This window comes from Streptomyces sp. NRRL S-37, from assembly GCF_000721605.1.
Lineage (GTDB): Bacteria > Actinomycetota > Actinomycetes > Streptomycetales > Streptomycetaceae > Streptomyces.
In genome coordinates, this window is sequence record NZ_JOIZ01000009.1 from 141859 (window position 1) to 168357 (window position 26499).

Genomic DNA, 26499 nt, shown 5'->3' on the forward strand with positions numbered 1-26499 from the left:
CGACCTGTCAGGTGAGGGCGTCGATCAGCATGAGGGTGGCCACGGTCAGCAGTACGACGGCGAAGGCGCGCCGCAGGGGCGTGCCGGTGACCTTGGCGGCCAGGCGCTTGCCGTCCCAGGCGCCCAGGACCGCCGCCCCGGTGAAGGGGCCGATCACCGTCCAGTCGATGCCGGCGGTGGTGGCGCCGCGGGTGGCCAGGGAGGCCAGCGAGTTCGCCGAGATGACCAGCAGACTGGTGCCGACGGCGGCCCGCATCTCGAACGCCAGCACCGTGACCAGGGCCGGGACGGCGAGGAAGCCTCCACCGACCCCGAGCAGTCCGGTCAGCGCGCCCAGTCCGGCGCCGGTGCCGGCTGCCTTGGCGGCCCTTGCTCCGCCGGCTGCCGAGCCGGTGGCGGCGTGGCGCGGACCTGCCGCGCTTCCTACCACCTCCGGATGAGGCCGAGGTCGGTGGCGGTGGCGACGGCGGCGGTGCGCGATTCGACGTCGAGCTTGGCGTAGACGCGGGCCAGATGGGACTTGACGGTGCCTTCGGTCAGGTGGAGGCGGTCGCCGACGGCCCGGTTGGACAGGCCGTCGGCGACCAGGGTGAGGACTTCGGTCTCGCGCCGGGTCAAGGCGCTGCCCGGTGCGCGCAGCCGGTTCATCAGCCGGTCCGCGACAGCGGGCGCCAGTGTGGTGCGTCCGGCGGCGGCGGTGCGGACGGCGGCGGCCAGGTCCTCGGGCGGGGCGTCTTTGAGAGTGAACGACGGACGCCTGCGCCTCCCTGCCACACCCCGCTAGTCCGCACCACCAGCGCGTTGCCGCGCGGGCGGCGCCGGGAACGGGTCTTCAGGGTGCCGAACCGGCCGTACCATCCGCCGTCGACGAGAACTCCACCGTCCGCCGATGCGCGTCCGGGGTCCTGGCGGACCTGGGGATCCAGTGTGCCGTGCCGGGACTTCTGCGCGCCTGTGAAGCCTTTCGGAGAGGAGGCGGAGTCCTCGACGGCAGCGGGGGAGGAGGCCCCCGGCGGTTTCGGAGCACTGCCGTTGAGCACCGTCCTTCTTCGGGCGGACCGGTGTCCACCGCTCTCCGTCCGCGCGGGTGAGCCGGAGTTGCTGCCCACACCTCGTTGCACGCAAGCGTGTTCGACATTACGGTCCATGTTTTCACAGTGCGGTCATCCAGGGTTCGAGAGGCACACGAGGCACATGTGGCAACCAGCTGCCCAGACCATCCACAATCCGGTCCTGCCGGGCTCGCACCCGGATCCGTCCGCGCTGCGCGTGGGTGACGACTTCTATCTGGCGACCTCGACGTTCGAGTGGCACCCCGGCGTACGGCTGCACCACTCCCGTGACCTGGTGCGGTGGCGGCCGTTGGGCGGCGCTCTGGACACCACACGTCTGCTCGATCTCACCGGCTGCCCGGATTCCGGCGGAGTGTGGGCGCCGAACCTCTCCTACGCGGACGGGCTGTTCCACCTGGTCTACAGCAACGTCTCCACCTATGCGGGAGGCTTCACCGACTGTCCCAACCACCTCACCACGGCGCCGTCGGTCCACGGCCCCTGGTCCGATCCCGTACCGCTGCACGCGCGGGGCTTCGACGCGTCCCTCTTCCATGACGGTCCCGACAGCTGGCTGCTGAACCTGGTGCACGACTGGCGTCCGGGGCACGGTGGCTCGGCCGGTCTGGAGGCGACCCGCTATGACCGGTCCGCGTGCCGTCTGGTCGGTGAGCCGGTGCGTATCGCGCTGCCGCCGCAGGCCGGCTGGATCGAGGGCCCCAACCTCTACCGGCGTGCCGGCTGGTACTACCTGCTGACCGCGGACGGCGGCACGGGCTATGACCACCAGGTCACCGTCGCCCGCTCCCGCACGCTGACCGGTCCGTACGAACGCGACCCGCACGGAGCTCTGATCACTGCCCGTCACCATCCGAACCTGGCCCTGCAGAAGGCCGGGCACGGCAGTCTCGTCGACGCCGGGAAGGGCCTGTGGTACCTGGCGTACCTCGTCGCGCGGCCCGAGGGCCGCCAGGGGCCGTGCGTGCTCGGCCGTGAGACCGCGCTGGCGCCCGTCACCTGGACCGACGACGGATGGCCGCGCGTCCCCACCGGCCTGCCCGCCCTGGAGATTCCCGCTCCGGACCGGCCCGCCGGCGACAACGAGGTGACGCGGACGGAGGCCGGTGAGGCGGACGGCTTCGACCGGCCGGTGCTCGGGCCGCAGTGGTCCACGCTGCGGCGCCCCGCGGCTCCCGACTGGGTCTCCCTCACCGCCCGCCCCTCCCATCTGCGGCTGCACGGCGGCCGCTCCCCGCAGAGCCTGACCGGCCCCAGTCTGGTGGGCCGCCGGGTGACGTCCGCGGACGGTGCCTTCGAGGCGACGGTGGAGTACCGGCCGCGGTCCTTCCAGCACCTGGCCGGGATCACCGCGTACTACAACACGCGCAACTGGTACTTCCTGCACGTCACGGCGGACGACGAGGGGCGGACGGTGCTGCGGGTGGCGGGCTGCGACCGCGGCGCGCTGAGCGTGGACGAAGCCGGCGAGGTGTCTCTCGGTGAGACCCGCCGCCTGCGTCTCGGTCTCGACCTGCGGGGGGCCGTCCTGCGTTTCCGTTACGCCACCGGCGACGACTGGCAGCCCCTCGGACCGCCGCTCGACGCCACCGTCCTGTCCGACGAGCACGCGGAGGAATTCGAGGACGGGCGGATCCGGGCTCTCGGCTTCACCGGTGCGTTCGTCGGCATGTGGGCCTGGGACCTCACCGGAGGCGGCCTGCCCGCCGACTTCGACGAGGCGACCTGGCGCGCACTTCGTTAGCACCGCGAAGCGCCGTCGTCGCTTCCAGAGGGAGCGGCCGCCGGGGGAGGGCTGTCCGGGTCCTCCCCTCGGGGCCGGTCCCGCCCGCGGTCACGGCGCCGACCGGGTGTCTGCGTGACCGTGGCGGCATGGATCGTGGCGTGTCGGCTGAAGTCCCTCAGGAACGGGGCCGCCGTCCCGGTGCCGCGCCGCGAACGCGGCACCACCCGGCCCGCGTCCACGGAGAGCAGGGCCCTGAACCCGTCCCACTCACAGGCGACGATGACGAACGGCCTCTCGAGTCCGACCACGGTTCCGTCGGACAGGCCGTGGTCCGGCTGGTGGCGCTCGGCTTCCTCGGGGCGTTTCCTCTCGCGTACCCGACGTTCCGCCTCGTCGGGTCACCGCTGTCCCGGAACGTGTGTCACCAGCCGCAGCCGCTGCTCGCACCTGCCCACCCGTACCGTCTGTCCCCACGTCAGCTCCAGGGCATCGCCCTCCACGCCGTCCCCGAAGGCGACGAGGCGTTCGGACTCGACGGTGAGGCGCAGCCGGCCGGTGGCGGCGAGTTCGCCGGCCACCAGGGATGTCCCGGTGGCCGGCGACGGCCAGGCCTCGCGGACGAACCAGAGCAGACGGTCCTCCGTGGGGTGCGGCAGCCGCAGGGCGCTGCCACGCTCCTGCCACACCGACCGGAGCCAGCCGGTCGCGCCGGTGCCCGTGCCCACCAGCACCCCGGAGGAAGCCTGGGCCTCGACGACACCCCCGTCGCCCTCCAGGCCCAGGCGGTACCTGGCCGTCTGGTGTCCGACGGCGCCGAGGTAGATCTCGTTGAGCGCGACCAGCCGCTGGGTGTCGTCGGCGACGGCCTCGACCATGGTGAGTTCGTCCACCCGGGCCGTGGACGCGCCGCGCAGCAGCGCCGCCGCGTCGGCCACCCGGTGCCGCACCAGCACGCCGGGGTTGCGCCCCGGCTCGGGATCGACACCGACCACCGGCTGCCCGGCGAGGTACTTGGCCACGTTGGCCACCAGTCCGTCCTGTCCCACCACGACCACGACGTCCTCCGGGGCGAACAGGAAACGGTCCAGATCGCTCCGCTCCACCCGGGCCTGCCGCCAGGTCAGCGGGACCGCGGCCGTCACCTCGGCCAGCGCCCGGTGCGCGCGGCGGTGGCGTTCGGCGACTTCCCCGAGGTCCCGGCCACGGGAGGAGAGGAAGAAGGCGGCCTGTCCATGGGTGCCGTGCCGGGCCACCAGTTCCTCGTACTCCGTGGTGCGGTGGACCAGGACGGCCCGCGGGGCGAGACTCATCCCCGGGACCCGCCGCCGAACCGGGCCAGCAGCCCGGTCAGTACGTCCGGCGAGACGGTCACGCTGTCGATGCGCGGCAGGTTCTCCGCCAGCCGGGTTCCGGTGAGCGCGTGCAGCGTCGCCACGTCGACATCGCCGTGGACGCGCAGCCAGGCCGCCTGGGCCTCGGCCCGGGCCTCGCCGACCTCGCGCGCCGCCTCGGCCTCCGCGCGGGCGAGCGCCACCGAACGGGCGGCCTCGGCCTCGGCGAGCTTGACCGTGCGCGCCGCCTCGGCCTGTGCGCGCACCCGGTCCGCCGCCGCGCCCTCCTCCGCCTCACGGCGCGCGTTCGCCCCGCGCTGTTCCACCAACCGTTCCTCGCGGCGGGCGAGTTCGATCTGGCTGGCCAGTTCGTTCTCGGCGATGGCGCGCTCGCGCTCGACGGCGACGGCCCGCCGCTCATACGTCGCCCGGTCGGCCTCCTGCTGGATCAGCTCCCGGGCGGGCGTGCGCAGCGCACGCTCCACCTCCGCCTCGGGACGCACCGCCATGACCCGTACGGCCACCACCTCGATCCCGGTGGCCGGCAGCCGCGGCTCGGCGCCGAGACCTTCCGCGATCCGGTCGCGCACCGCGGCCACCCCGTCGACCAGCGCCGCGGACAGCGGGGTGCGGGCCAGCACGTCCAGCGCGTGCTGCTGGGCCGTCTCGGTGAGCAGTGTGCCCAATTGCTCCAGCGGGGCCCCGCGCCAGGCTCCGGTGTCGGGGTCGACGGAGAAGTCCAGGCGGGCCGCGGCGAGTGCCGGGTCGCCGATCCGGTAGGTGACGGTCGCCTGCACCGACACGTCCTGGAAATCGGCCGTACGGGCGCGGAAGGCCATGGCCAGCTCCCGGTCCTCGACCGGCACCTCGGAGAGTGCGGCGGCCAACGGGCGGAACCAGAAGCCGAGTCCTGGCCCGTCGTGCACCAGCTTGCCGCCGCGGTGGTGACGGATGTGGGCCGTGGGCGTGGAACGCAGGTGGCGCCAGCCCAGACGCCGGGTGATGTCGGCCATGGGATCCCCTTCTTTTTCGTCCTCTTGACGATAATGCGGAACTTTCTTATCGTCAAGAGGACGAGAATGGAGGGTGGGTGTGGCGTGGCTGTCGCGCCCGTAGGCAGGGGGAGTCGGCGGCGGAAGGCCGGCACCCGGTGGCGACGGCCGGGTGGCAGACCCTGCCGGCCCTGGCCCACCCGCGGTGCGGCGACACCTGTGCGCAGCGTGCCACCAGGCCCGGTGTCGCGACCGTCCATCGCCACGCGCGTGAGGCGGCACGGGATGAACGTCCGAGTCCGCACGGTCCTGTTCGGACGACTGCCGTGGGCCTCGCCCGCGCTGCCCGGTGTCACGCATGACCTGGCCGCAGCCCGCGCACACCCGTGGCTACCTGTGGATCACCCGACGCACTCTTTGCGACGCACTGCCGGATCCAGGCTGCGTTACCCTACGGCCAGTCAAGATCACACCATGTGGGGGGCGGGCACGGCGGTGCGGGGCGAGGCGATCCTGGCCGAACTCGGCTCTCTTCCTGTTCACGTGCGCGCGGACTGCATCCATGTCCTCGAGACGGTCGTACGGGTCACCCCCCGGACGTGGACCCGTCGAAGGGGCGTCCGGCTGCAATGGATCACGCTTCGTGACGGTGACGATGACGATGCCGTTGTGACGCAGGTGGACTTCGGCGAACTGGGCAAGCACGTCGACTGGGACGGTCCACGCTCCGCCCGCTCTTTCGCCGGTGCCCTACGGGAAAAGCTGGGAACGAACCGGTGCGCCGCTCTGGTCTACGGGAACGCGGTCGACTCGCGCACATGGGGCTGGGTCCTCCCGCTCCTGCTCGGGCGGCTGCCCAGGCTGGACACGGCGGTGATGGTCGAGGTCGAACACCGCACCGGAGCCCGGTCCACCTTCTCGTTCCCGATCAGGTACCGGCGCTTTCTCGTCCGGCGCCTGCGGTTCGAGGAGGACGTGTACGCGATCCTGCGGTGTGCCAGGAACAGGTGACCCGTGTTCCACGCCCCACCGGGGGTCTCCGCGCTCTCGTCGAAGCGGTAGCGGTGGGGGGAACGAGGAAGGACGGGGCCGCCGCGCGGGCCCCGTCCTCCGAACTGCCGTCCGGTGCGCGGGTCAGACCGGGACGGGGGTTTCGTCGCGTGTCTCCGCGTCCAGCCGCCGGTTCAGCTTCTCGCCCTCGATGTCGAGGTCGGGCAGGGCCTTGTCGACGGGCCCCGGCAGCCACCAGGCGGCACGGCCGAGCAGGGACATCACTGCCGGTACCAGCGCCATGCGGACGACGAAGGCGTCGATGACCACGCCGACGGCGAGGGCGAACCCGATGGATTTGATGATCGGGTCGTCCATCAGGACGAAGCCTCCGAACACGGACGTCATGATGAGCGCGGCGGCCGTGACGACACGGGCGTTGTGGCCCATGCCGCTGACCATGGCCGCCTGCGGGTCGGCGCCGTGGACGAAGTCCTCGCGCATACGGGAGACGAGGAAGACCTCGTAGTCCATGGCGAGGCCGAACAGGATGCCGATGAGCAGGATCGGCAGGAAACTCACCAGTGGGCCGGGGGTGTCGACGCCCACCAGGCCGGCGAGGTGGCCCTCCTGGAAGAGGGCGACGGTGATGCCGAAGGTCGCGCCCACGGTGAGCAGGAAGCCCAGGGCCGCCTTCAGCGGCACCAGGACCGACCGGAAGACCAGCATGAGCAGGAGGAAGGACAGGCCCACCACCAGGAGCAGATACACCGGCAGGGCGTCGGCGAGCTTCTCCGAGACGTCGATGCCCAGGGCGGTCGCGCCGGTGAGGGCGATGTCGGCGTCCTCGATGTCCGCGACCCGGTCGCGGATGTCGTGGACGGCGTCCTCGGTGGCGACGGCGGTCGGGCCGGCCTCGGGGATGACGGCCAGCAGGGCGGTGGTGCCCTGTTCGTTCAGCTGCGGCGGGGCCACGGCCAGGATGCCGTCGGTGTCCTTGATGAGCGCGGTGGCCTTCTCGGCGGCCGCCCCGGTGGACCGCGCGTCCTCACCGTTGACGACGGCGATGAGACGGCCGTTGAAACCCTCGCCGAAGCCCTCGGACGTCAGGTCGTACGCCTCTCGCGCGGGGGAGCCCTCGGCGGCGGTGCCCGCGTCCGGGAGGGCCATGCGCATGTCCTGGGCCGGGAGGGCGAGCACGCCCAGGCCGAGGACGCCGACGACCAGGAGCGGTACGCGCAGCCTGGTGACGAGCCGGCCCCAGGTGAAGCCGAAGCCCTCGGCGACGACGCCCTCCTCGGCGGGCTTTCGGCCCGCGCGGCGCTGCCTGCGCGGCAGGATCCTGTCACCGGCGAAGGAGAGGAAGGCCGGCAGCAGGGTGAGGGCGACCAGCACGGCGACGGCGACGGTGCCCGCCGCGGCCAGGCCCATCACGCTCAGGAAGGGAACGCCGACGACGGAGAGGCCCGCCAGGGCGATGACGACGGTGGCACCGGCGAAGACGACGGCGGAGCCGGCGGTGCCGGTCGCGCGGCCGGCGGCCTCCTCGGGCTCCAGGCCCTCGGCGAGGTACTGGCGGTAGCGGGAGGTGATGAAGAGCGAGTAGTCGATGCCGACGGCCAGGCCCAGCATCAGCGCCAGGATGGGGGCGGTGGAGGTCAGTTCGATCACGCTGGTCAGGGAGAAGAGGCCGGCCATGCCGACGGCGACGCCGATCAGCGCGTTCAGCAGGGTCATGCCGGCGGCGACCAGCGAGCCGAAGGTGACGACCAGGACCACCGCGGCGACCAGGACGCCGAGCGCCTCGGTGGAGCCGACCTCCACCTCACCGCCCATGACCTCGCCGCCGTGCTCGATCCGCAGGCCCTCGGCGTCGGTGCCGACGGCCTCGTAGGCCGACTTCTGCTCGTCGGTGACCTCGTCGGCGGCCTCGTCGAACTGCACCTGGATCAGGGCGTAACGGCCGTCCTGGGAGACGGAGCCGGCCTGGAACGGGTCCATGGCGGCGGTGACGCCGTCGATCCCGGAGGCTTCCTTCACCACGGGCGCCACCGCGGCGGGGGAGAGCTTCTCACCCTCGGGCGCGGCGACGACGATGGTGCCGGTCGCCCCTCCGGCCTGCGGGAACTGCCGGTCGAGGTCGTCCAGCGCCCGCTGGGACTCGGTGCCCGGCATGGAGAACTTGTCGCTGGTCGGGCCCATCAGGCCGGCGGCTCCGACACCCAGCAGGGTCAGCAGGAGCAGCCAGAGGGCGGCTATTCGGCCTCTTCTGCGGAAGGAGAACCGCCCGAGCCGGTACAGCAAGGTCGCCATGGGGGAGGGGTCTTTCCGTTAGGGGTCAACTGGGGGTGTGGTCAAGCGTCCGCAGCGCACTGCGGATCATTTCGGCACGCAGCACCTCGTCCGGTGCCACCTCGTCATCGGTGGCGCCGGTGACGAAGACGCCGCCCAGCACCATCCATGCCGCCACCCGGGCCGGCGGGTGCTGCGAGCGGCCGGCCAGCGCGTCCAGCAGCCGGTCCGCCAACTCGATGACGTCGAGGTCCTGGTGGCAGGACATCTCGGCGATGTCCTCGAAGAGGAGCCTGATCTCGCGGCGGAACCGCAGCGTCAGGTCGACGTATCCGACGACGGTCTCCTCCACCAGCCGGCCGCCCTCCAGCCCGGCCACGCGGTCGAGCAGCGCGGCGAGGGCGTCCTGGGCAGGGGTCAGCAGTTCGGTGAGGATCTTTTCCTTGCCGGCGAAGTGGTAGAGGAGTGACGCCTTCGAGCAGCCCACGTCGGAGGCGATGTCCTGCAACGAGGTGCCGCGGAAGCCGTGCACGGCGAACAGCCGCAGCGCCGACTCCAGGATCTGACCGCGCATGGCGGAGGCGGAGCGTGCCATGACCTCACCATAACTGTCCGATCGGTCAGAACTGACCGATCGGACAGTGTGTCGCCATGACGTGCGTCACCTTTCCTGTCCGGGGCCTGTACGGTCCGCACACCGCCTTCCCTCTCCCCGGCGGCTCCGCGGGCGAAGGAGCCACCGCAGCACGGCAGTTCGATCACGACCGGGCTCGGCGTACTGCCGCGAGGTTCGCTCCCGGCGGCCGACGGCGAACGACCGCGCTTCTTCGTGTACGGGAAGGAGACCGGGCACCGGACCGACTGCGACCTCGAATCGCCCCGCAGGCGAAACGGTTCGGGTGTGCGTGCCCGTCGAACTCTTCGAGGTGCTCGTCCCTGCCGGTTTCCCCACTGCCGGCGCTGACGCCTGCGGACCGCATCCGTAGGTTCCCTGCGTCGCTACGACGGGACGAGGACTTGCCCAGACGTCGGCAACCTCCTGTACCGCAACAGCTAGTGCGCCACGCGGTAGCGGAGGTGGACGACTCCCGAGCCGAAGGTGCGGGTCTCCACGAGTTCGAGGTCCACCCGGCGCTCGTGCCGGGGGAAGAACGGAATACCACCACCTACCAGTACGGGGTAGACCATGACCCGGTACTCGTCGATCAGTCCCGACGCGGCCGCCTCGGCGGCGAGGGTCGCGCCGCCGATCGCGATGTCGCCCTCTCCCGGCCCGGCCCTCAACCGCCCGATCTCCTCCGCCGGGCCGCCGGAGGCCAGACGGGCATGGCCCCGCACCGCCGACAGCGTGGTGGAGAACACCACCTTGGGCAGCGGCTTCCAGAGCGCGGCCCACTCGAGCGACGCCTCGTCGAGCGAGGGATCCTGGTCGGCGGTCTCCCAGTACAGCATCGTCTCGTACAGCCGTCGTCCCATCAGGTGAACGCCGACCTCCCGGATCTCGTCGATCCAGAAGCGGAAGACCTCCTCGTCGGGCGCCGTCCAGTCGAAGCCGCCGTCCGGCCCGACGATGTAGCCGTCGAGTGAGACGCCCATCGAATAGGTCACTCTGCGCATCGGAAACCCTCCTCGGTAACGGGTTCGACGGTACGACCGCGAGCCGTCGTCACGTCCTGTGGACCGGCCCGGACGAGGTGGCCGATCGTGTGATCAAGGGCATGCGCGACGCCGGCAGCAGTGCGTGGTGACGACAGCCGGCGGCGGTCCCGCGCCACCATCGGCACATGACGGATGGTCATCACCCATTTCCCCCACCGCGTGATCGCCATGCCGGCGTGCGGCGTTGTTCACACGAAGAGCACCGCGGTCACACCTCGCCCCACGGCCGCACCGGTCTCCACGTCGGGCCATCGGCCGGCAGACCACGGGTGGGCTTCGGCGAGACCACGGCCATGGGCCGTGCCACCGAGGCCGGGAGGGTGAGGGGCGCGGGGTGTGTGCCGCGCACGGGCGGGTATGCGCGCTGGGTGGTGAACAGTGCGGTGAGGGCGGCGGGGATGGCAGCAGTGCCCGTGGGCGGGGACGGTATTGCGCCGGGGGAGAGGGCCGTCCAGGCCACGCTCGTGCTGGACGGGGGCGGGGCGGGTATCGCTCAGGCCCGTCACCTGGCCGTCGGCTTTCTTGCCCGGGTGCAGGCCGAGTACGGCCTGCCGGTCTCCCGGCGTGCGATGGATGTGACGCAGTTGGTGGTCAGTGAGCTGGTCACCAACGCCCGTAAGTACGCTCCCGGTCCGGCGCTGATGGACCTGCGCATCGCCGGTGACACGGTGGAGGTGTCGGTGTGGGACTCCGATCCGGCGCTGCCGATCGCCCGGGCCGCGGATGCCGGCCGGGTCGGCCAGCACGGCCTGGAGATCGTGATGGCCGTCGCCCAGGGTTTCGAGGTGCGACGTGAGCCGGTGGGCAAACGCATCACTGCCCGCCTCGCCCTGGCCGACGACCCCGGCGGCGGATTCGCCGGACGACAACCGCTGTAGAGGGTCCGGCCCCCGGCGTGACACTCTCGCTTGCGGAGCAACGGAACAGCGAGGTCAACCGCGCCACACTCTTCACCGCGCACGGCGTCGAGCCTCGCGCTGCCTTGCGCCGTGCCGGTCAGGCCGCCGTGCCAGGACCGGGCGGAATGCGGACGGTCATGATCAGGTGACATGTCCCGGTGCCCGGCCCGACGACGGCGCAGGGCGACTCGCCGACGAGAGCGCCCCGCGCGTCGAGGCATGGCATGCCGCCTACCGCTCCTTCGGCACCACCCCCCTCGCCGCATGGCCAAAGGGGCATGCTGCCGAGCGACCCCGACCGCATGATGAGACGCGTCCGCGACCTGGGCCCTCGGCGTGCGCTCCACGCCCACGCGGGCCTCCGGGACCGGACGGCGTTTTCAAGGGCGCCGTATCGCCGCCGCCGGGCGGGCGGAGGTCCGGTAGGACGGGCGCTCGTGCCCGCACGGCGCGGTGAAGCGGGAAGCCCCCGGAAGGGGCAGCCGGCCCGTGCCGGAATCCCCGGACTTCAGGCCGGGGAGCACGTCGACCGTTCGGGAAGACCGTGAGAGGGACACCGCCCGCGCCGGTGCGCGGCGCCCGCCCGCGCACCGTGCGTCACACGGACGGCGCCGGGGCGTACTCGAACCAGTCGAAGGTGACCGCGCCCTCGATGGCGTACATGCCGATCACGCGGCCGGTGAAGCCGCAGGCGACCTCGGTGGACAGGTAGCGCCCGTCCAGTTCGGCGAGCGGCCGGGCGTCCGGAGCGTCGGGATCACCGAGCCAGAAGGCGATGGTGTCGGGGCCGGTGGTGCCGCCGTCGGTGAGTTCGGGCGACGCGGGCACCAGGCCCGACGTCCGGATCGTGACGGTGAGGGTCAGCGGCCCGGCCGGGACCGGACGGCGGGCCACGGTCTGGCGCAGCGGTCCGATCCGGGCGACGACGCCGACCTCCCCGTCCCCGGCCTCCAGTTCGTAGTGGTGGGCCTCGTCCAGGCGTACGCAGAGACCACCGCGTCCCGTACCCGGGTCGATCAGGGCGGTGACGCGGCAGTCGTGGTGCTGCTGGCGGCGGCCGACGAAGGTGTACCCGGGACGGTCGAGGGTGGGGCCGGTGGCGTTGAGGACCAGCCGGCCGGGGTGCTCGGTGAGCGACCAGGAGCCCTCCGGGCGGGCGAACGGCGAGATCCAGTGCGGCGCGAGAGCGGGCCCGTCGAAGTCGTCGCGGGCGGGCGGGGCCGGAACGGGATGCCAGGCGCCGCCCGGGGCCGCGTGGTTCTCGGGGACGGGTGCGACGACGGGCCAGCCGTCCTCGTCCCATTCCACGGGGGTCAGGAACGTCTCGCGGCCGAGCACGTGCACGTCGGGCGTGAAGCCGCGGGGGCGGACGCCGAGCAGCACCATCCACCAGCTGCCGTCGGGAGCCTGCACCAGGTCGGCGTGGCCGGTGTTCTGGATGGAGCGGGCGGTACCGCTGTGGGACAGCAGGGGGTTGGCGGGTGCGGCCTCCCAGGGGCCGCGCGGCGAGCGGCCGCGGGCGACGGACACGCTGTGGCCGCGTTCCGTGCCGCCTTCCGCGATCAGCAGATACCACCAGTCGCCGATGCGGTAGAGGTGGGGCGCCTCGGGGTACTTGAGGCCGCTGCCCGACCAGGTGGCGAAGGGCCCCTCCAGCACCTTGCCCTCGACCGGGTCGATCCTGGCCATGTTGATGCCCCCTGCGGGGCCGGAGAAGGCGCACCAGCAGGTGCCGTCCTCCTCCCACGCCAGGTCGGGGTCGATCCCGGTCAGGTCGAGCCACACCGGGTCGCTCCACGGCCCCTCGGGCCGCTCGGCCGAGACGACGAAGTTGCCGCCGCCGTCGACATTGGTGTTGATGACCCAGTAACGGCCGTCGTGGTGGCGGATCGTGGGGGCGTAGAGGCCTCCGGACGCCTTGGCGCCGGGGAGGGGCAGCGGCAGTTGTCCGGGCCGGTCGAGCACGTTGCCGATCTGCTCCCAGTGCACGAGGTCCTTGCTGTGGAAGAGCGGCAGCCCGGGGAAGTACTCGAAGCTGGAGCACACCAGGTAGTAGTCGTCGCCGACCCGGCACACGCTCGGATCGGGATGGAACCCGCTGATCACGGGATTGTCGTACATATGCACTGAAACGTTTCCCCTTCGAGCCGCCGGGCGCCGTGGAGCGAGTCTAGGTGTATTGCCGGTCAGGCTTCACGAGCGCAGGACGCGAGGCGATCGGCGAGCGCGGTGACGAGACGGCGCAGTTCATCGGGACGCTCGATGACGAACGGCCGGTCGAGCGAGGCGAGTACCGGAGGCAGCCAGTCGAGCCGTTCCACCCGCAGTTCGACGCGCAGCCAGCGCTCGGCCGCCGGGTCCCGGCCTGCCGCGGGATCGTGTTCCTCCAGGCTCGCGACGCCGGCGGGAAGACGGGCACGGACCTGTTCGACCGTCCCGTGGATCCGCAAGGTCACCTCATGCCGGTACTCGGCCGTGGCGAACGCCGACAGCACGCGCTCTGCCGGACCGGGGCCGGCGGGCGCCTCGAAGGAACCGGGCAGGGTCCGCGCGTCCGCGATGCGGTCGAGCCGGAAGGTCCGGTCCTCGCCGAGCCGGGCGTCCTCGCCCGTGACGTACCACCGGCCCGCGTGGGCGACGATCCCGTACGCGTGCAGCGTGCGTTCGCTGCGCCGTCCGTCACGGTCGGTGTAGCGGATCGAGACCGGCCGGCGGTGACGTACCGCGTCGGCGACCGTGAGCAGGACACCGGCGTCCGGGGGGTCGGACTCACCGGGGCGGTCCGTGAAGGCGAGAGCCTCCAGGAGCGTGTCGAGCCGGCGGGCGACGTGCCGGGGCAGCACCCGCCGGATCTTCGCCGCCGCCGTCTCGCTCGCCGCGCGCTCCGCCGTCGTCAGTCCCGTCCGGCGGCCGGCGACCAGGCCGAGCAGCACGGCCAGCGCCTCGTCGTCGCCGAGCATCAGCGGCGGCAAGCGGTACCCGGGAGCGAGCCGGTACCCGCCGTAGCGGCCGCGCACCGATTCCACGGGTACGTCCAGGTCGATCAGATGGTTGACGTACCGCCGCACGGTGCGCTCTTCGACGCCGAGCCGGGCGGCGAGTTCGGCCCCCGTCCGGGTGCCGCCCGACTGCAGCAGTTCCAGGAGCGTCAGCACGCGGCCGGTGGGTCGAGGCATGTTCGCAGCGTAACGCGGATACCGGACCGATTCCGTCCACTATCTCTTCTAGCCTGCGCGGTGCACGCTTCCAGCACAGCAAGGAGACCCCCATGGACTTCGTCTCGATCCGCATCATCACCGGCGACGTCGCGCGCCTTGTCGAGTTCTACGAGCGCGCCACAGGGGCGCAGGCGACGTGGGCCACCGAGGACTTCGCCGAACTCAGGACCTCGGGCGCCACCCTCGCGATCGCCGGTACCCGCACCGTCCCGCTGTTCGCCCCGGGCTCCGCCCGCCCGGCGGACAACCACAGCGTGATCACCGAGTTCCTCGTCGACGACGTGGACCGCGTCCACCGGAACCTGACCGGCATCGTCACCGACTTCGTCAACGAGCCCACCACGATGCCCTGGGGCAACCGGTCGCTGCTGTTCCGCGACCCCGACGGCAACCTCGTCAACTTCTTCACCCCCGTCACCCCGGCGGCCAGGGAGAAGTTCGCACACTGACGCCGGACAAGGCCGCTCACGCGGGAGCCCTGGGATCCCAGGACTCCCGATGAACGCGGCCACCGGGTCCAGGAGCCACCGGCAGGGCTCAGGAACGGAGCCGGCCCCTGCCGGTGGTCACCTCGCGTGCGATGCGACGCCACCGGTCCTCCCCTCCGGGCAGGGGCCAGGCCCAGGTCGGCTGTTTCGCGGTGTCCAGGCCGTGGAGGAGACGGGCGAGCTGTGGGCCGGCGATGGCGGCGCCGTCCGGGACGGTGGGACCGTGGAGGGCGCGGAGTCCGGCGAAGCGGGCCAGTTCGTCCTCGTAGAAGCCCACGGCGTCCTCGACACGTGCGGGCAGTTCGTCGCGCGGCACCGTGCGGTGCAGTTGCAGCAGCGGAGGATCGACGGACTCGGCGATCGCCGCGGCGAGCCGTGCGTGACCGTCCAGGATCAGATGACAGTCCAGACCACTGACCCACCACAGCAGAACGGGCGGGAGCGTCCCCTCACGGACCTGCTTGCGGTACGCCTTGACCCGGCTGTCGCCCGGACCGGGCAGGGGACGCAGCGGCAGGATCTCGAACGATGTGGAGTGGAGAAACCAGTCGATGTATCCGTCCGGATGACCCTCGACGAGCATCGAGCTCCAGTACTCGGCATGCGAAGTGGCAGCGTGGCGCCAGTGCGGGAGCGGGCTCTCGCACGAGAGCAGCCACCGGCCCTCGTGCAACGGGCTGCCCGGCGAGCCGATGAGGTACCGCGCGAAGCGGTGAGCCCACCGTTGCGGACTGCCCGACAGGGCACGCCCCACGTCGGCGCGCAGCGGCGGAACGAAGGAGCGGTATTCATCGGTACGCCGGAAGTCCACGCCCTGCAGGGGCTCTTCGACGACGGCGAGCAGCACAGGCCGCGACAGCTGGGAGATCAGCAGCCGGGGCCCCGCGCTGAAAACGCACAGCTCCGGCCGGTGGCGGTCCCGTACGTCCAAGGACAGGCCCACCCATGTGCCGTCGTCCCGCGTGACATCGCTGCGCTGCATGTCAAGAGCGTAGACGGCGCCTACGGGGCCGGCGGACAACTCGTCGAGGACGGTGCGGTGATGCTCCAGGACGACGGTGCACTCGTTCTCGTCCTCTCACGTACGACCCCACCGATGACCGTGATGCCGGTGCTCACGAGCGTCTGAAGGACGGCGGGGCGGACGGGACGGTCAAGATCCACGTGACCTTGTGAAGCGCGGGGCCCGGACACGCCGGACCCCGCGCAAGAGGGCGCTCACGATCCCTCGTGCATCGTGTTTACGGTTTGTCGAGCACCGTCCCCGTCAGCACCGGCGCATCGGGCAGCGGCTCGGCGTTGCCGTCGGTCAGCGCGAGGCGCATCGACTCGGCCGGCTCGACGGCCTGGTCCCGCACGATCGGCACGACGAAGTCCACGCTGGTGCTCCCGGGCGGGATGTTCAGCCACACCCACAGGCTCGCGTCGGACAGCGGCCGCTCGGGATCGGGCACGTCACCGGACCAGTCCAGGAGCCACTGCGGGTCCACGTCCTTGGTGGACAGCTCGGCGCCCTCGGTGGCCGGAAGCACCCGCACCGGCTGCCAGATGTCCACCGCTACGGGCGCATCCACGGACAACCGCCAGGTCAGTGTCTCTCCCTCGGTCACCCGGTCCGCGACCGGCGACAGAGTGATCACCGGCTCGGGATCGTCGTTCCCGACGGTGAGCCCGCCTCGGTACTTGCCGACGACGGCATGGTGGACGGCCTTGACGGCGATGTCGTGCTCCACGTCGTAGCCGTAGACCGTGTCGCCCTTCACCTCGACCGGCACGTCGATCGTGTCGCTGCCGGGCCGTACGGTCACGAGGCGGCTCTCGGTCCGGCCGCCGTCCGGGTCGAGGACGTACACGCGGACCTGCCCGCTGCCGTGCCCGGAGATCTCGACCGGGACCCGGTAGGTGCGGGTGCCCGAGTCGCCCTCCTCGACGATCGTGCGGCCCACGTCGACACGCGGCAGTGCGGCCGCCTTCACCGCCGGAGTGCCGGGCGCCCAGCCCCAGGCGTCCATCAGCCAGGCCTGCCCGGACTGCGAACGGGGTGTCAGTTCAAGGGACTTGACATGCCTGAGATCGAGCCCGGCCCGGGTCGCGGCCGCCAGCGGGACGCGCAGTTCCTGCGCCCAGTAGGAGGCGGTGCTCGCGGAGCCCGGAAGCCCGTCCACCCGGACCGAGCCCAGCGTCACCCGACGGCCGGAGGAGTCGGTGACGGACACGTCGAATTTCGTGCCGGTCGTGTTCGGCGGTACGAAGACCCGGAGCGCGAGCTTCTGGGAGCCGTGGAGGGAGAGCGGTTCGGCCGGAGTGACGCGCGCGGCCGTGCCCGGCGCGGACCACTTCAGGTCCACCGCGCCGCGGCCGGTCTCCTGTTCCGTCTCCCACGACGCGAAGTGCGGTGACGATCCGGGGGTCTCCGGGTCCAGACAGGCCGCGGCGGGGTCGGGGTCGACCGCCGAACACAGCCGGGCTCCGGTCACCTTCACCCCGCCGTCCGGCAGGAAACCACCGCTGCGACGGCCGCCGACCGCGTGGGTCAGCACCCGGGCCGGGTCCGCGGACGGGGCCCGCGTGCCGGAACCGTCGAGCAGCGGACGCACCCGGTCGTCCCCGGCGACGAAGAGCCGGGCCGCGGCGGCGATGTACGTGGTGCCCGCCTTGTGCTGCTGGGCGGCGGTCAGCCGGGTCGCGGCTCCCGGCGTGCACACCGGGTCCGGCTGCTCCGGGTCGGTCCGGAAGTCGTCCTCGGCCGGTGCGACGGCCTCACCCGGGGTCCACTCGCTGTTGAAGTAGTTGTGGTTGGCGCCGACCATGTAGACCGCGCTGTGCAGGGCCGTGCCCCGGCTGATCCCGCGCGTCCCGTCGACGAAGTTCTCGCCCTGCAGGTCCGACACGTCGCCGTCGCAGCCCGGAAGCAGCGTCACGGACGGCACGTCGGCGACCGGGTTCTGGCCGAAGGCCGTCGGTCCGATGAGCACGGTCCCGCGCACCTTCCAGCGCACCGGGCCGCGGTAGCCGTCCTCGGCGGCCGGCGGCGGATAGAGGCTGTCCATGGCGGCCCGGTTGACGCCCTCGCCGCCGCGTGAGTGGCCGACGAGCAGGACACGGGAGAGGTCCGCCTTCGCCGCCTCGCGTACGACGGCCGGGGCGGAGGAGCGATGGGCGGTCCAGTCGGCCCAGCGGGCGAGGTGCTGCCGTACCAGGGAGGAACGCGCCTGCGCGCCGGCGTCCTCGGCCTGCCAGTCCTGGGCGTTGATGCCGTTCGCCGCGATGGACACCGTCACATATCCCTGGGAGGCCAGCAATTGCTGGTCGCGCAGGTAACCCAGGTGGCTCGGGATCGGCTTGTAGCCGTCCGCGCAGGGCCAGTCGCCGGTCACGTCGTCCTCGGAGCCCGGCTTGTAACAGGTGCCGTGGCGGCCGTGCAGGAACAGCGCGAGCGGCCGGCTGCCGGCGGCACCCTTCGGCGCCACCACCTCGGCGGTCATCTCCACCGGGGTGTCGAACCCGGGCAGGCGCACCGGGTCGAGGTCGTACTCCCCGGTGACCGTGCGGTACGAACCGGGCTTGCCCGGATCGACGCCGTTCGACGGCGCCTGCGCGGGCATCCGCGCCACGCGCGGGCCGGACCTGTGCGTGTCGTCGGCCGCCGTGTCCAGCCGACGCCCGCCGGCCGTCACTTGAAGGTCCGTCAGATGTCCGGGCGGTGTCCCGCCGAGGGCGAGCCGGAAGGTCTTCCCGTCCCTCGCCGGCTTCGGCGCCCCGAGCAGCCGGTCCCCGGTACGGAACTCGACCCGGGCGTCCCCCATGGGTACGGCCTTCGGCGTACGCCAGATCAGCTCACGCGACCCGCCCTCCCCGTCGATCCGCCACCCCGGCGGAAGCGGATGGTCGTCCGTCGTGCTCGACGGACCCGATGTGTACGGCTGTTCGGCCTGTGCCGGTCCGGGCGAGCCCGCCAGGGCCGCCAGCACCGCCACGGCGGTCACACATATTCGCCGGGCACGGATCAATGGTCCTCTCCTCATAACCCCGTGCGCGGACGTCCCGTCGGTCTCGGGCGCCCCTCGCGTCACCTAGGAGGGGCAGAGGTGTCTGTGGGTTGTCCGTGAGGGGGCGTCGGCGGCGGACGAGCGATGTGATCAAGCCAGTGCGGTCGACCGCTCTCCATACGGTGTCGGGCAGGGCGGTACGAACACCCCCGCCGGTCCCTTCGGCAGCGGTCGGCATCCGGACGCCGACCGCTTCGGTTCTGCCGGAGGCCCGTGCGGAAGGCCCGGCCCTGGTTCCCGGCGAACGTCACGTCCGGTGCTTCACGCCGTCCCCGCAAGCGGCGCCCGCCGGGGCGTGTACCGGTCGCACGAGATGGTGCCGCCTCACGCGCTCTCACCGCCCGGGCCCGTATCCCGTGGCGCCGTGGAAGCGCCCGTGCCCGTCCACGGGCGGAGACCGGCATACGCCCTGGGACGGACACCGTTCAGGCCGTGGGCTGACGCTCCGGGCGGGGCCCGCTGCCTAGCCTCACCGGTATGAGTCATCTGCCTCGCGGCGCAGCCGCCGCTTTACTCGGCCTGTCCCTCGCCCTCCTCGGCACGGGCGTGGCCCGAGCCGCGTCACCCGCACCCGCAAAGGTGCCGCCGGCCGCCGAGACCGCCCGCGTGCGCCTCGAACTGCCGCCGCCCACCGGGGCGTACGCGGTGGGCCGGGACACCATGCACCTCGTCGACAGGAGCCGCCCCGATCCCTGGGTGCCGGAGGCCGGGGAGCGCGAGCTGATGGTGTCGATGTACTACCCGGCACGGCCCGGCGGCGGCCGGACGGCCCCGTACATGACCGCCGCCGAGGCCCAGGCCTTCCTCGACGACCGGGAACTGACCGGCGTGGTGTCCGCCGGGACGCTCAGTGGCACCCGCACCCACGCCCGCCTCGCCGCCCCGCCCGCACGTGGGAAGCACCCGCTCGTCGTGCTGTCGCCCGGATTCACCGTCAACCGTTCCACTCTGACCCTGCTCGCCGAGGAACTGGCCAGTCAGGGGTATGTCGTCGCCGCCGTCGACCACGCCTACGAGTCGGTCGGCACGGCCTTTCCCGGTGGGCGCCTCCTGAACTGCGTCGCCTGCGAGAAGATCACCCCCGGTGGGTACGGCGTGGTGCCCAGAGGCCGGGCCGAGGACGTGTCCTTCCTCCTCGACCGGCTGCTCGCCGACCGGCGCCCCGCCTGGCGGCTCGCCCGCATGATCGACCCCACGAGGATCGGCATGGCCGGCCACTCCATCGGCGGTGCCTCGGCCGCGACGACCATGGCGGGTGACCGGCGGGTCCGCGCCGGGGCCGACATGGACGGTTCCTTCATGGAGCCGGTTCCGGCGGAGGGCCTGGGCGGGCGCCCCTTCATGATGCTGGGCACCGGCGACGACGACCGCTCCTGGACACGCGACTGGCCGCTCCTCGACGGCTGGAAGCGCTGGATCAACGTCACCGGCGCGGGACACTTCACCTTCACGGACGTGCCCGTCCTCGGTGACCGACTCGGCCTCCTGCCGCCTGAGGAGCCCTTGTCGGGCAAGCGGTCGCAGGAGATCACTCGCGCGTACGTGACAGCGTTCTTCGACCTGCACCTGAAGGGCGTGGACCGGGAACTGCTGGACGGGCCGACCGCCGAACACCCGGAGGTGGTCTTCCACACGGAGGGCTGACCGGGTGGCGGGCGGGACAGAGGCTCCCGCCGGGGCCAGGCCTGTCACCTGAACGGTACGGCCGGAACAGCCGGGTTGCCGGCGGAGAGCCGGTCGTCCACGGCCTCCGCCGGCACGACACTCCGGCATGGGCGATCCGGTGGCCGCGGCAGCGCTCCACGAGCCTTTGGCGTCCCTCGATGTTCAAGGGGCCGTTCGTGTGTCACTGGATCACTCCGGTGCTCCGGCCGGCTTCGATCGCAGTGCGGAGGGGAATGCGATGAGCAGCGCGACCGCGACGAGGAGTCCGCTTGCCCAGAGCGGCCCGAGGTTCCCGGCCGCGGTGTCGAGAGTGGCCGCGGCGATGAGGGGGCCGGCGGCGGCGCCGACGTTGAGCGCCGCGGTCGCATAGGAGCCGGCCATGGTGGGAGCTCCCGCGGCCTCGTAGAGGACCCGCGTGATCAGTGTGCCGCCCAGTGCGAATGACAGTGCGCCCTGCACGAATATGAGGATGAACAGGGCGACCGGCTCGTCGGCCAGCAGCGCCAGGGCCGGCCAGCCGAGCAGCAGCAGCGGGCCGCCGACCGCGACGACCAGGCCGGGACGCCGGTCGGACAGCCGGCCGGCGACGGTGACGCCCGCGAAGGAACCGGCGCCGAAGAGCACCAGAGCGGCAGAGATCCACCACTCGCCCAGCCCGGCACTGTCGGTCACCACGGGGGCGAGGAAGGTGAAGCTCGCGAACGTCGCCGCGTTCACCAGCGCGCCGAGCAGCATCACCAGGATCAATCGAGGCCGGGTGAGCTGGGCGAGCTCCGCCCGCAACGCCGGCCTGCCGGTCACCTCGTCCTCATCACGTCCTGCTGGGATTCCCCTCAGGACGCCGAGGGCCGCGGGCAGGCAGAGAGCGGCGACCGCCCAGAAGGTGGCCCGCCAGCCGAGCAACGTGCCGAGCACCGATCCGCCGGGGACACCGGCGATCGTGGCCACCGTCGTGCCCGACAGCAGCACGGCCAGCGCACGCCCCTTCCTGTCGGGCGGGACCAGCGCGGCGGCAGCCGTCAGAGCGACCGCGAGGAACCCCGCGTTCGCGAGCGCGGCGACGACCCGGGTGGCGAACAGGACCGGGAAGCTGGTGGTGAGGGCGCCCACGGCATGAGCTGCCGCGAAAACGAGGACGAACCAGAGAAGACTGGAGCGCCTGGGCCAGTCGCGGGCCGGCGCGGCCACGAAGGGGGCGCCGGCGATCATGCCGACCGCGAAGGCCGAGGTGAGCGTTCCGGCTGTCCCGACGGTGACATCGAGGTCCGAGGCGATGTCCGGCAACAGGCCGGCGAGCATGAATTCCGAGGTGCCCATGGCGAAAACCGCCAGGGCAAGCAGGTACAGCGGGAGAGGCATCGAGTGGCTCCGAGGTGAGGAGAGGCGAGAAGGTCATCTCGTCACCGCGGCCAGCCCCGAGGGCACACCCGCCCGGCCGCAGAACGCGGCGCGACGGCAGGGCTACGAGCTCACTGGTTCAGGGGGCTGACGGCGTGACCGCAAGCCCCCACCGTGTCCGACTCAGGACTCGACATGGCCCGCACGCTACCCGACCGATGCCCGTCGAAGCACCTCGGTTTCACCGGCATGGGCCTGTGACACCAACGTCATGTCCCGTACCAGCAGTGCTGTGACCAGGAAGGTCCACCGGGGCGTGGCCGGTCGGCCGTCACACTCGTCGTGCGGGTGTGTGGGTCAAGGTGGCGAAGAAGGCGTCGGGGACCGCGTCGGTCACGGATGACGAACTGGTCGATGGGACTGCGCTGGGGCTGGATCTCCGGGCAGCACCGGGCCTGAACGACCGGTACTGCCTGCGGAAGTACGGGTCACGGCGACGGACCGAACCGAGCACGGCCGCCCCTTTCCCGCCAGCGCGGAGGACCGGCTTGGTTCCGGACGTCCGTTTGAGTGGCGGAGCAGGGGTAATCCGCAAGAAGGACGCTGCCCGCCGGGCAGCCGAGAACCACGGGCCGTGCGAGGCCCCCCGTCCGCATCCCGGACTCCGCCGGGCCGGGCGTGCGGCAGGTCGCCGGAACGGGCCCACACCACCTGAGGGAAGGGACTGGTCGCGGTGACCGTAGTGGCGCAGCAGGGCGGTGGGGGAGGATCCAGCGGCCTCTACGACGTGCTGGAACTGATCCTCGACCGGGGCCTGGTGATCGACGCCTTCATACGCATCTCACTCGTCGGCATCGAGATAGTGAAGATCGACGTGCGCATCGTGGTGGCCAGTGTCGACACCTATCTGCGCTTCGCCGAGGCCTGCAACCGTCTTGACCTGGAGGCAGGCCCGCGCAAGCCTGCCGGAGTGACCGAACTGCCGGGACGTATGAAGGAATCGGGCGCGCGCGGTGCGACGAAGGGTCTCCTGTCCGGAGCCGCCGAGACGATCTCCGACGCCTTCCAGCAGGCCCGCGGGGAGAGCCGCAGGCAGTGACCGGCCGTGAAGCCGAACCGCCGATGCACTGAGGCAGGATCGCCCTATGTCGCATGCGCGGCGATTCCGGTCGCATGTCGGTCAGTCCGGTGTGTCCGACGAGGCCGTCACCCGCACTCCGTGGAGCGTCCAGCCGGGGGTCCGCCTGACCGGGAGAAGCGGGGTGGGCGCGGAGCGGAAGCAGGTCCGGGTGGCAGGCTCGGCCTTCATGGACAGGCAGGGGTTCCGGCAGCTCATTGCGACAGCCCGTCATCAGGCGTCCGACCCGAATGACGGCGAAACGGTCGCTGGTGAGGCGACCGCGCCGCCGGCCGTCGGCCCGGCTGCTTACTCCGGCGGGCCGGCGGCCGGATCGAGGTGGCGCGCGATCAGGGCCCGGTCCTCCGCCGATACGAGGGCGTGCACCAAGGGCCGGTGGGACGCCAGCGTCTGGGACAGCGCGTCGAAGACGGTCACCGGCAACGGCTGTACCCTCTCGCTGTCACCGGACATGAGCCGAATGAGCTGTGCCAGAAACAGCAGGACGTCGTCGTGCGCGTCGCTGGGGATTCGTCCCCTGTCCTGGCCGAAGGCCGTCAGAAGGACGTGCACGGCCGACACCAGGTGGGAATGACGCATGTCCATCAGCAGCCGCGTTCCCCGGAGCGCCCGCTCGTAGAGATCGCCCAGCTCCCTGTCGCTCATGGTCGCCCGGTCGGCCAGCAGCAGTTCGAGCAGGTCGTGGGCGAGCGACGAGGCCGGAGCACCGTCCACCGGACTGAACACGGTCATGGCCTGGCCGAGCCACCGGAACACCGGGTCCAGGGCATGCCGCATCACCGAGTCATTGGTTCCGCCGGACACGGCCGTCTTGTGCCACAGCTCGTCCCAGTACGACCGTGACCAGCCTGGACCTCCGCTGCCTCGCGGATAGCGGAAGTGCCAGTTCATGTCGAGGGGCTGCGGCGGGGTGCCCGGACCGGAGCGAAGCGATATCTCCAGGGTCCGGCCCTCGTCGTCCCACATGTGACGCACGTCGAGGGACAGGGCGAAGTCCGTCCACTGGCTCTCGTTCATCGCCGAGCGCCACAGCAGGCAGTGCCGGTGCCAGGCACCCGGCGGGTCCGCGGAGCCCGGGAACAGCTCGGCGGCGGAGCAGCGCTCGGCGAGCAGCACCGTCAGGAGCACGAGGTTGGAACCGTACAAGCCGTGGCGTGTCGTGGTACGCAGCCGGGCGGGCCGGTAGGCCGGGTGCTGGTCGCCGGTGCGTGTCGCGTGCTGGGCCAGGACCTGGATGAGGGTCCGGGTCAGCCGGCGCCGTTCAGCCGCGGACAGCCTGCCGGTCAGTGACCGCGCGAAACGCAGCATCTGCCGGGACGCCAGGGAGGTGTAGGAAAGCAGTGCGTAGGCGAGGTCGTCGTCGATGCGGGTGTCCCCGAGGGAGAGCGCGGGGCGGGGCGTGAGCAGGTCGGTGAGCAGGTGCAGGGTGAGGCGTACGGCCAGATACTCGCCGAAGGTCGCGTGCAGGAACTCATAGGTGGCGAGTACCTGGCCGTCCCGCACCGACTGGGCTCGCTGGATGAAGAAGAAGCGGCCGAGCGCCGTTTCGGCGGCGGTGAGCGGGGCGCGGAATCCCGGTTGCCGTACCGGCTGCCTGCCCAGTACGGCGGTGAGGTCCTGCTCGAGTTCGTCGGCCGACACCCACTGGCGGCCCCGGTTCAGCTGGGCGAAGGCCACGAGCGACAGGCGTTGCAGCTCCTGCTCGACGAGGGCGGCCGTGTCGTCGTCGGGGACGGCGTGGAGTGTCGTCTTGCCGACCTCGCGCCGGGCGAAGGAGGACAGCAGTTGCTCGTACAACTCGGTGACGTCGAAGTCGTCGCCGGCGCGCCGCAGAGCGCCCTCGGCGGCGTCGTACAGCGCGAGCATCGTCAACAGCAGGGGCTGGGAGGCCAGTTCGGCGTGCCGTTCGAGGTGCTGCCAGGTGAGCGGGCCGCGGCCGTGCGCCGGGAACCCGGCCGTGTTGGCCTCGTTCCACACGGCCAGCCAGGTCGTGATCTGCTCGGCGCGGAAGGGTTCCAGGCGCAGGACGGCCATGCCGGTGGGGTAGCGGGCGCGGTCAGCCACGGAGGTCCGGCTCGTCACCAAGGCCAGCACGGGGCGTCCCTGATCCGCCTCACGCCGTTGGAACTGGGACACGCGCTCCAGGAAGTTGGTCTGGTGGACGCCGGTCGTCTGCAGCAACTCGTCGAAGCCGTCCAGGAGCAGAACGGGAGTACTGCCTCCTGCCGCGCGCACCAGTTCCGGCCAGCTGACCCGTTCGCCGGTGGAGGCGCGGATCGCCTGTTCGATCTGGTCCTGCAGTTCGTCCTCCACCCGGACGTCCCGCAGCGGCACGCGCACGGGGAGGAAACCGACGGAGGGGAGCCGTGCGGCGAGCACCCGGGTGAGGACGGATTTGCCGGCACCGGGCTGGCCCAGGATCAGCAGGGGTGCCTCGGCGAGCTGAGGAGAGGTGAGGGCCCCGGCCAGGTAGCGGGTGAGGTCTCGCCGGAGGGGCAACCGCCCCCACCACGCGTGGTCGGCCGGTGCGGCCTGCCCGGAAACGGCACTGACGCGGAAGTCCGGGTCGAGATAGAGGTCCTGAAGGGTGGGGATCCTGATGCCGTCCGGCGCCGACGCGGCGTCCAGCACCGGGTGGGCGAGCGCCGCCCGGTGAGCGCGTGCCAGCGCGGAGGCCACGTCGGCGGGCGGGCGCAGCGCCTCGGTGGTGCGGGTGAGGAGAGTCTCGATCCCGGACAGGGCACGGCCGACGTCCGTGTGGATCGCCTGTTGCGCCACGTGCGTGACCCAGAAGCCGAATTCGGGTGCCTTCTTCGCGAGTTCGACGTACAGGCTCTGGTATCGGTCATGGGCCGCGCGCGGCAGGTCGTCCATGAGAGCCGTACGGGCCCGAAGGCGCCGCGACGCGTCCATGCGCTCCCAGAGGACAAGGCCTTCCAGGAAGGCGCAGAACCTGCGGGCGTAGTCCGCGTAACTCGCGAGCAGCATCGCGGCGAGTGCCGAGGCCGGTATGTGCGGTGCCGGGCAGGGCAGGTCCGTGGCGAGCAGCAGCGACACCAGATCCGACGTCTGCGGGGGCGAGCCCGCTTCGGTTCGGGCAAGGGTGAGTTGCTCGTCCCGGGTCAAGCGCACCTCGGCGAGGGCGAACGGAAGCTCCAACTCCTCCATCGCCTCGAAGAAGGCCACCACGACGATGACCGTGTGCGCCGCGCGCAGCACATCGGTCCGCTCCGCACGCCCCCGGGTACGGTCCAGACGGGCGCCGACGCCGCGGATCGCGTCGCGTCCGAGGCCGAGGAGGCGCCCGTTGGCGTCGGCCATGCCGATCACCGTGCCGCTGACCCCGGCGGTCGCCAGATTCAACGCCCCGCCGAGCGCCCGGTCCAACGCCGCCAGCCGCGGCGGCTCGGCACCGAGAAGCACCAGCGCGTCGGTGAACGCCAGGAGTCCGCGTGCCACGATGTCCCTCACTCCCGCGTCTGTACAGGCTCGGTCGAGACCGACGCTACCGCGCGATCGGGTGTGTTCCCACCAGGAGCACAGGGAGCTCCGTCGGGGCAGGGTGACCGAACGGGTCCCCTGCCCCGACGGAGCTCGGTCGGCCGGGCGGTGGATCACCGGCGCCCGGCGGGAGCCGGTGCCGT

The 26499-nt window shown here is 71.9% G+C and carries 18 protein-coding genes and 2 pseudogenes; 7 read left to right on the forward strand and 13 right to left on the reverse strand.

Translation table 11 applies throughout. The features are described 5' to 3' along the window. Positions 1–7 precede the first annotated feature (7 nt). Positions 8–430 carry a TSUP family transporter gene (locus IH50_RS0115970; protein WP_420709061.1) on the reverse strand — a complete coding sequence of 141 codons (423 nt, stop codon included), beginning with the start codon at positions 428–430 and terminating at the stop codon, positions 8–10. Beyond that, positions 424–747 (reverse strand): annotated as a pseudogene (locus IH50_RS0115975) (response regulator transcription factor); the annotation flags it as partial. The gene IH50_RS0115970 and the pseudogene IH50_RS0115975, both read right to left, overlap by 7 nt. Positions 748–1194: 447 nt before the next feature. Here IH50_RS0115975 and IH50_RS0115980 point away from each other — a divergent pair. Next, positions 1195–2814: a family 43 glycosylhydrolase gene (locus IH50_RS0115980; protein WP_030861795.1), complete on the forward strand. Its 1620-nt coding sequence runs from the start codon at positions 1195–1197 to the stop codon at positions 2812–2814. Positions 2815–3194: 380 nt separating this feature from the next. On the opposite strand, the gene IH50_RS0115990 is transcribed toward IH50_RS0115980, so the two are convergent. Then, positions 3195–4106: an NAD(+)/NADH kinase gene (locus tag IH50_RS0115990; protein ID WP_030861800.1), complete on the reverse strand. Its 912-nt coding sequence runs from the start codon at positions 4104–4106 to the stop codon at positions 3195–3197. After that, positions 4103–5140: an SPFH domain-containing protein gene (locus IH50_RS0115995; protein WP_030861802.1), complete on the reverse strand. Its 1038-nt coding sequence runs from the start codon at positions 5138–5140 to the stop codon at positions 4103–4105. Before IH50_RS0115995 ends, IH50_RS0115990 begins: the two co-directional genes overlap by 4 nt. Before the next feature lie 252 nt (positions 5141–5392). On the opposite strand from IH50_RS0115995, the pseudogene IH50_RS42555 reads away from it, so the two are divergent. Beyond that, positions 5393–5503: pseudogene (locus IH50_RS42555) on the forward strand (IS5/IS1182 family transposase); the annotation flags it as partial. Positions 5504–5788: 285 nt separating this feature from the next. Next, complete coding sequence (locus tag IH50_RS0116000; protein WP_030861804.1) at positions 5789–6130, forward strand: hypothetical protein; 342 nt, start codon at positions 5789–5791, stop codon at positions 6128–6130. A gap of 123 nt (positions 6131–6253) precedes the next feature. On the opposite strand, the gene IH50_RS0116005 is transcribed toward IH50_RS0116000, so the two are convergent. From IH50_RS0116005 to IH50_RS0116015, 3 genes are all read right to left on the reverse strand, one after another. Beyond that, entirely contained in the window at positions 6254–8422 is a 2169-nt protein-coding gene (locus IH50_RS0116005) for an MMPL family transporter (RefSeq protein ID WP_030861806.1), read from the reverse strand. Between the two features lie 25 nt (positions 8423–8447). Beyond that, positions 8448–8996: a TetR/AcrR family transcriptional regulator gene (locus IH50_RS0116010; RefSeq protein WP_030861808.1), complete on the reverse strand. Its 549-nt coding sequence runs from the start codon at positions 8994–8996 to the stop codon at positions 8448–8450. A 458-nt stretch (positions 8997–9454) separates the two neighbouring features. Further along, entirely contained in the window at positions 9455–10018 is a 564-nt protein-coding gene (locus tag IH50_RS0116015; protein WP_030861810.1) for a dihydrofolate reductase family protein, read from the reverse strand. 440 nt (positions 10019–10458) lie between these two features. On the opposite strand from IH50_RS0116015, the gene IH50_RS0116020 reads away from it, so the two are divergent. After that, complete coding sequence (locus IH50_RS0116020) at positions 10459–10938, forward strand: ATP-binding protein (protein WP_030861811.1); 480 nt, start codon at positions 10459–10461, stop codon at positions 10936–10938. 618 nt (positions 10939–11556) lie between these two features. Here the strand turns inward: IH50_RS0116020 and IH50_RS0116025 are convergent. Continuing rightward, entirely contained in the window at positions 11557–13080 is a 1524-nt protein-coding gene (locus IH50_RS0116025; RefSeq protein ID WP_030861813.1) for a glycoside hydrolase family 43 protein, read from the reverse strand. Between the two features lie 65 nt (positions 13081–13145). Beyond that, positions 13146–14135, reverse strand: a complete 990-nt coding sequence (locus tag IH50_RS0116030) for a helix-turn-helix transcriptional regulator (RefSeq protein ID WP_030861818.1) — start codon at positions 14133–14135, stop codon at positions 13146–13148. A gap of 92 nt (positions 14136–14227) precedes the next feature. Between IH50_RS0116030 and IH50_RS0116035 the strand changes: the two genes are divergently transcribed. Continuing rightward, positions 14228–14626: a VOC family protein gene (locus IH50_RS0116035; RefSeq protein WP_030861819.1), complete on the forward strand. Its 399-nt coding sequence runs from the start codon at positions 14228–14230 to the stop codon at positions 14624–14626. Between the two features lie 88 nt (positions 14627–14714). Here IH50_RS0116035 and IH50_RS0116040 read toward each other — a convergent pair whose 3' ends face one another. Further along, on the reverse strand, positions 14715–15647 hold the full coding sequence (locus tag IH50_RS0116040) for a hypothetical protein (RefSeq protein WP_030861820.1): 933 nt from the start codon (positions 15645–15647) through the stop codon (positions 14715–14717). A gap of 259 nt (positions 15648–15906) precedes the next feature. Continuing rightward, a complete protein-coding gene (locus IH50_RS0116050) occupies positions 15907–18690 on the reverse strand; it encodes a hypothetical protein (RefSeq protein WP_199822091.1) in 2784 nt (927 codons plus the stop codon). A 501-nt stretch (positions 18691–19191) separates the two neighbouring features. Between IH50_RS0116050 and IH50_RS0116055 the strand changes: the two genes are divergently transcribed. Further along, positions 19192–20358: an alpha/beta hydrolase family protein gene (locus IH50_RS0116055; RefSeq protein WP_030861823.1), complete on the forward strand. Its 1167-nt coding sequence runs from the start codon at positions 19192–19194 to the stop codon at positions 20356–20358. 210 nt (positions 20359–20568) lie between these two features. Here the strand turns inward: IH50_RS0116055 and IH50_RS37720 are convergent, their stop codons facing one another. Continuing rightward, positions 20569–21738 (reverse strand): Cmx/CmrA family chloramphenicol efflux MFS transporter, encoded by a 1170-nt coding sequence (locus IH50_RS37720; RefSeq protein WP_051767328.1) that lies wholly within the window; start codon positions 21736–21738, stop codon positions 20569–20571. Positions 21739–22450: 712 nt separating this feature from the next. Here IH50_RS37720 and gvpJ point away from each other — a divergent pair. Beyond that, positions 22451–22816 carry a gas vesicle protein GvpJ gene (gene gvpJ, locus IH50_RS0116065; RefSeq protein ID WP_030861825.1) on the forward strand — a complete coding sequence of 122 codons (366 nt, stop codon included), beginning with the start codon at positions 22451–22453 and terminating at the stop codon, positions 22814–22816. A gap of 327 nt (positions 22817–23143) precedes the next feature. Here the strand turns inward: gvpJ and IH50_RS0116070 are convergent, their stop codons facing one another. Then, the gene (locus IH50_RS0116070; RefSeq protein ID WP_051767329.1) at positions 23144–26314 is read right to left on the reverse strand and encodes an NACHT domain-containing protein; all 3171 of its coding nucleotides are present in this window, start codon (positions 26312–26314) and stop codon (positions 23144–23146) included. Between the last annotated feature and the right edge of the window lie 185 nt (positions 26315–26499).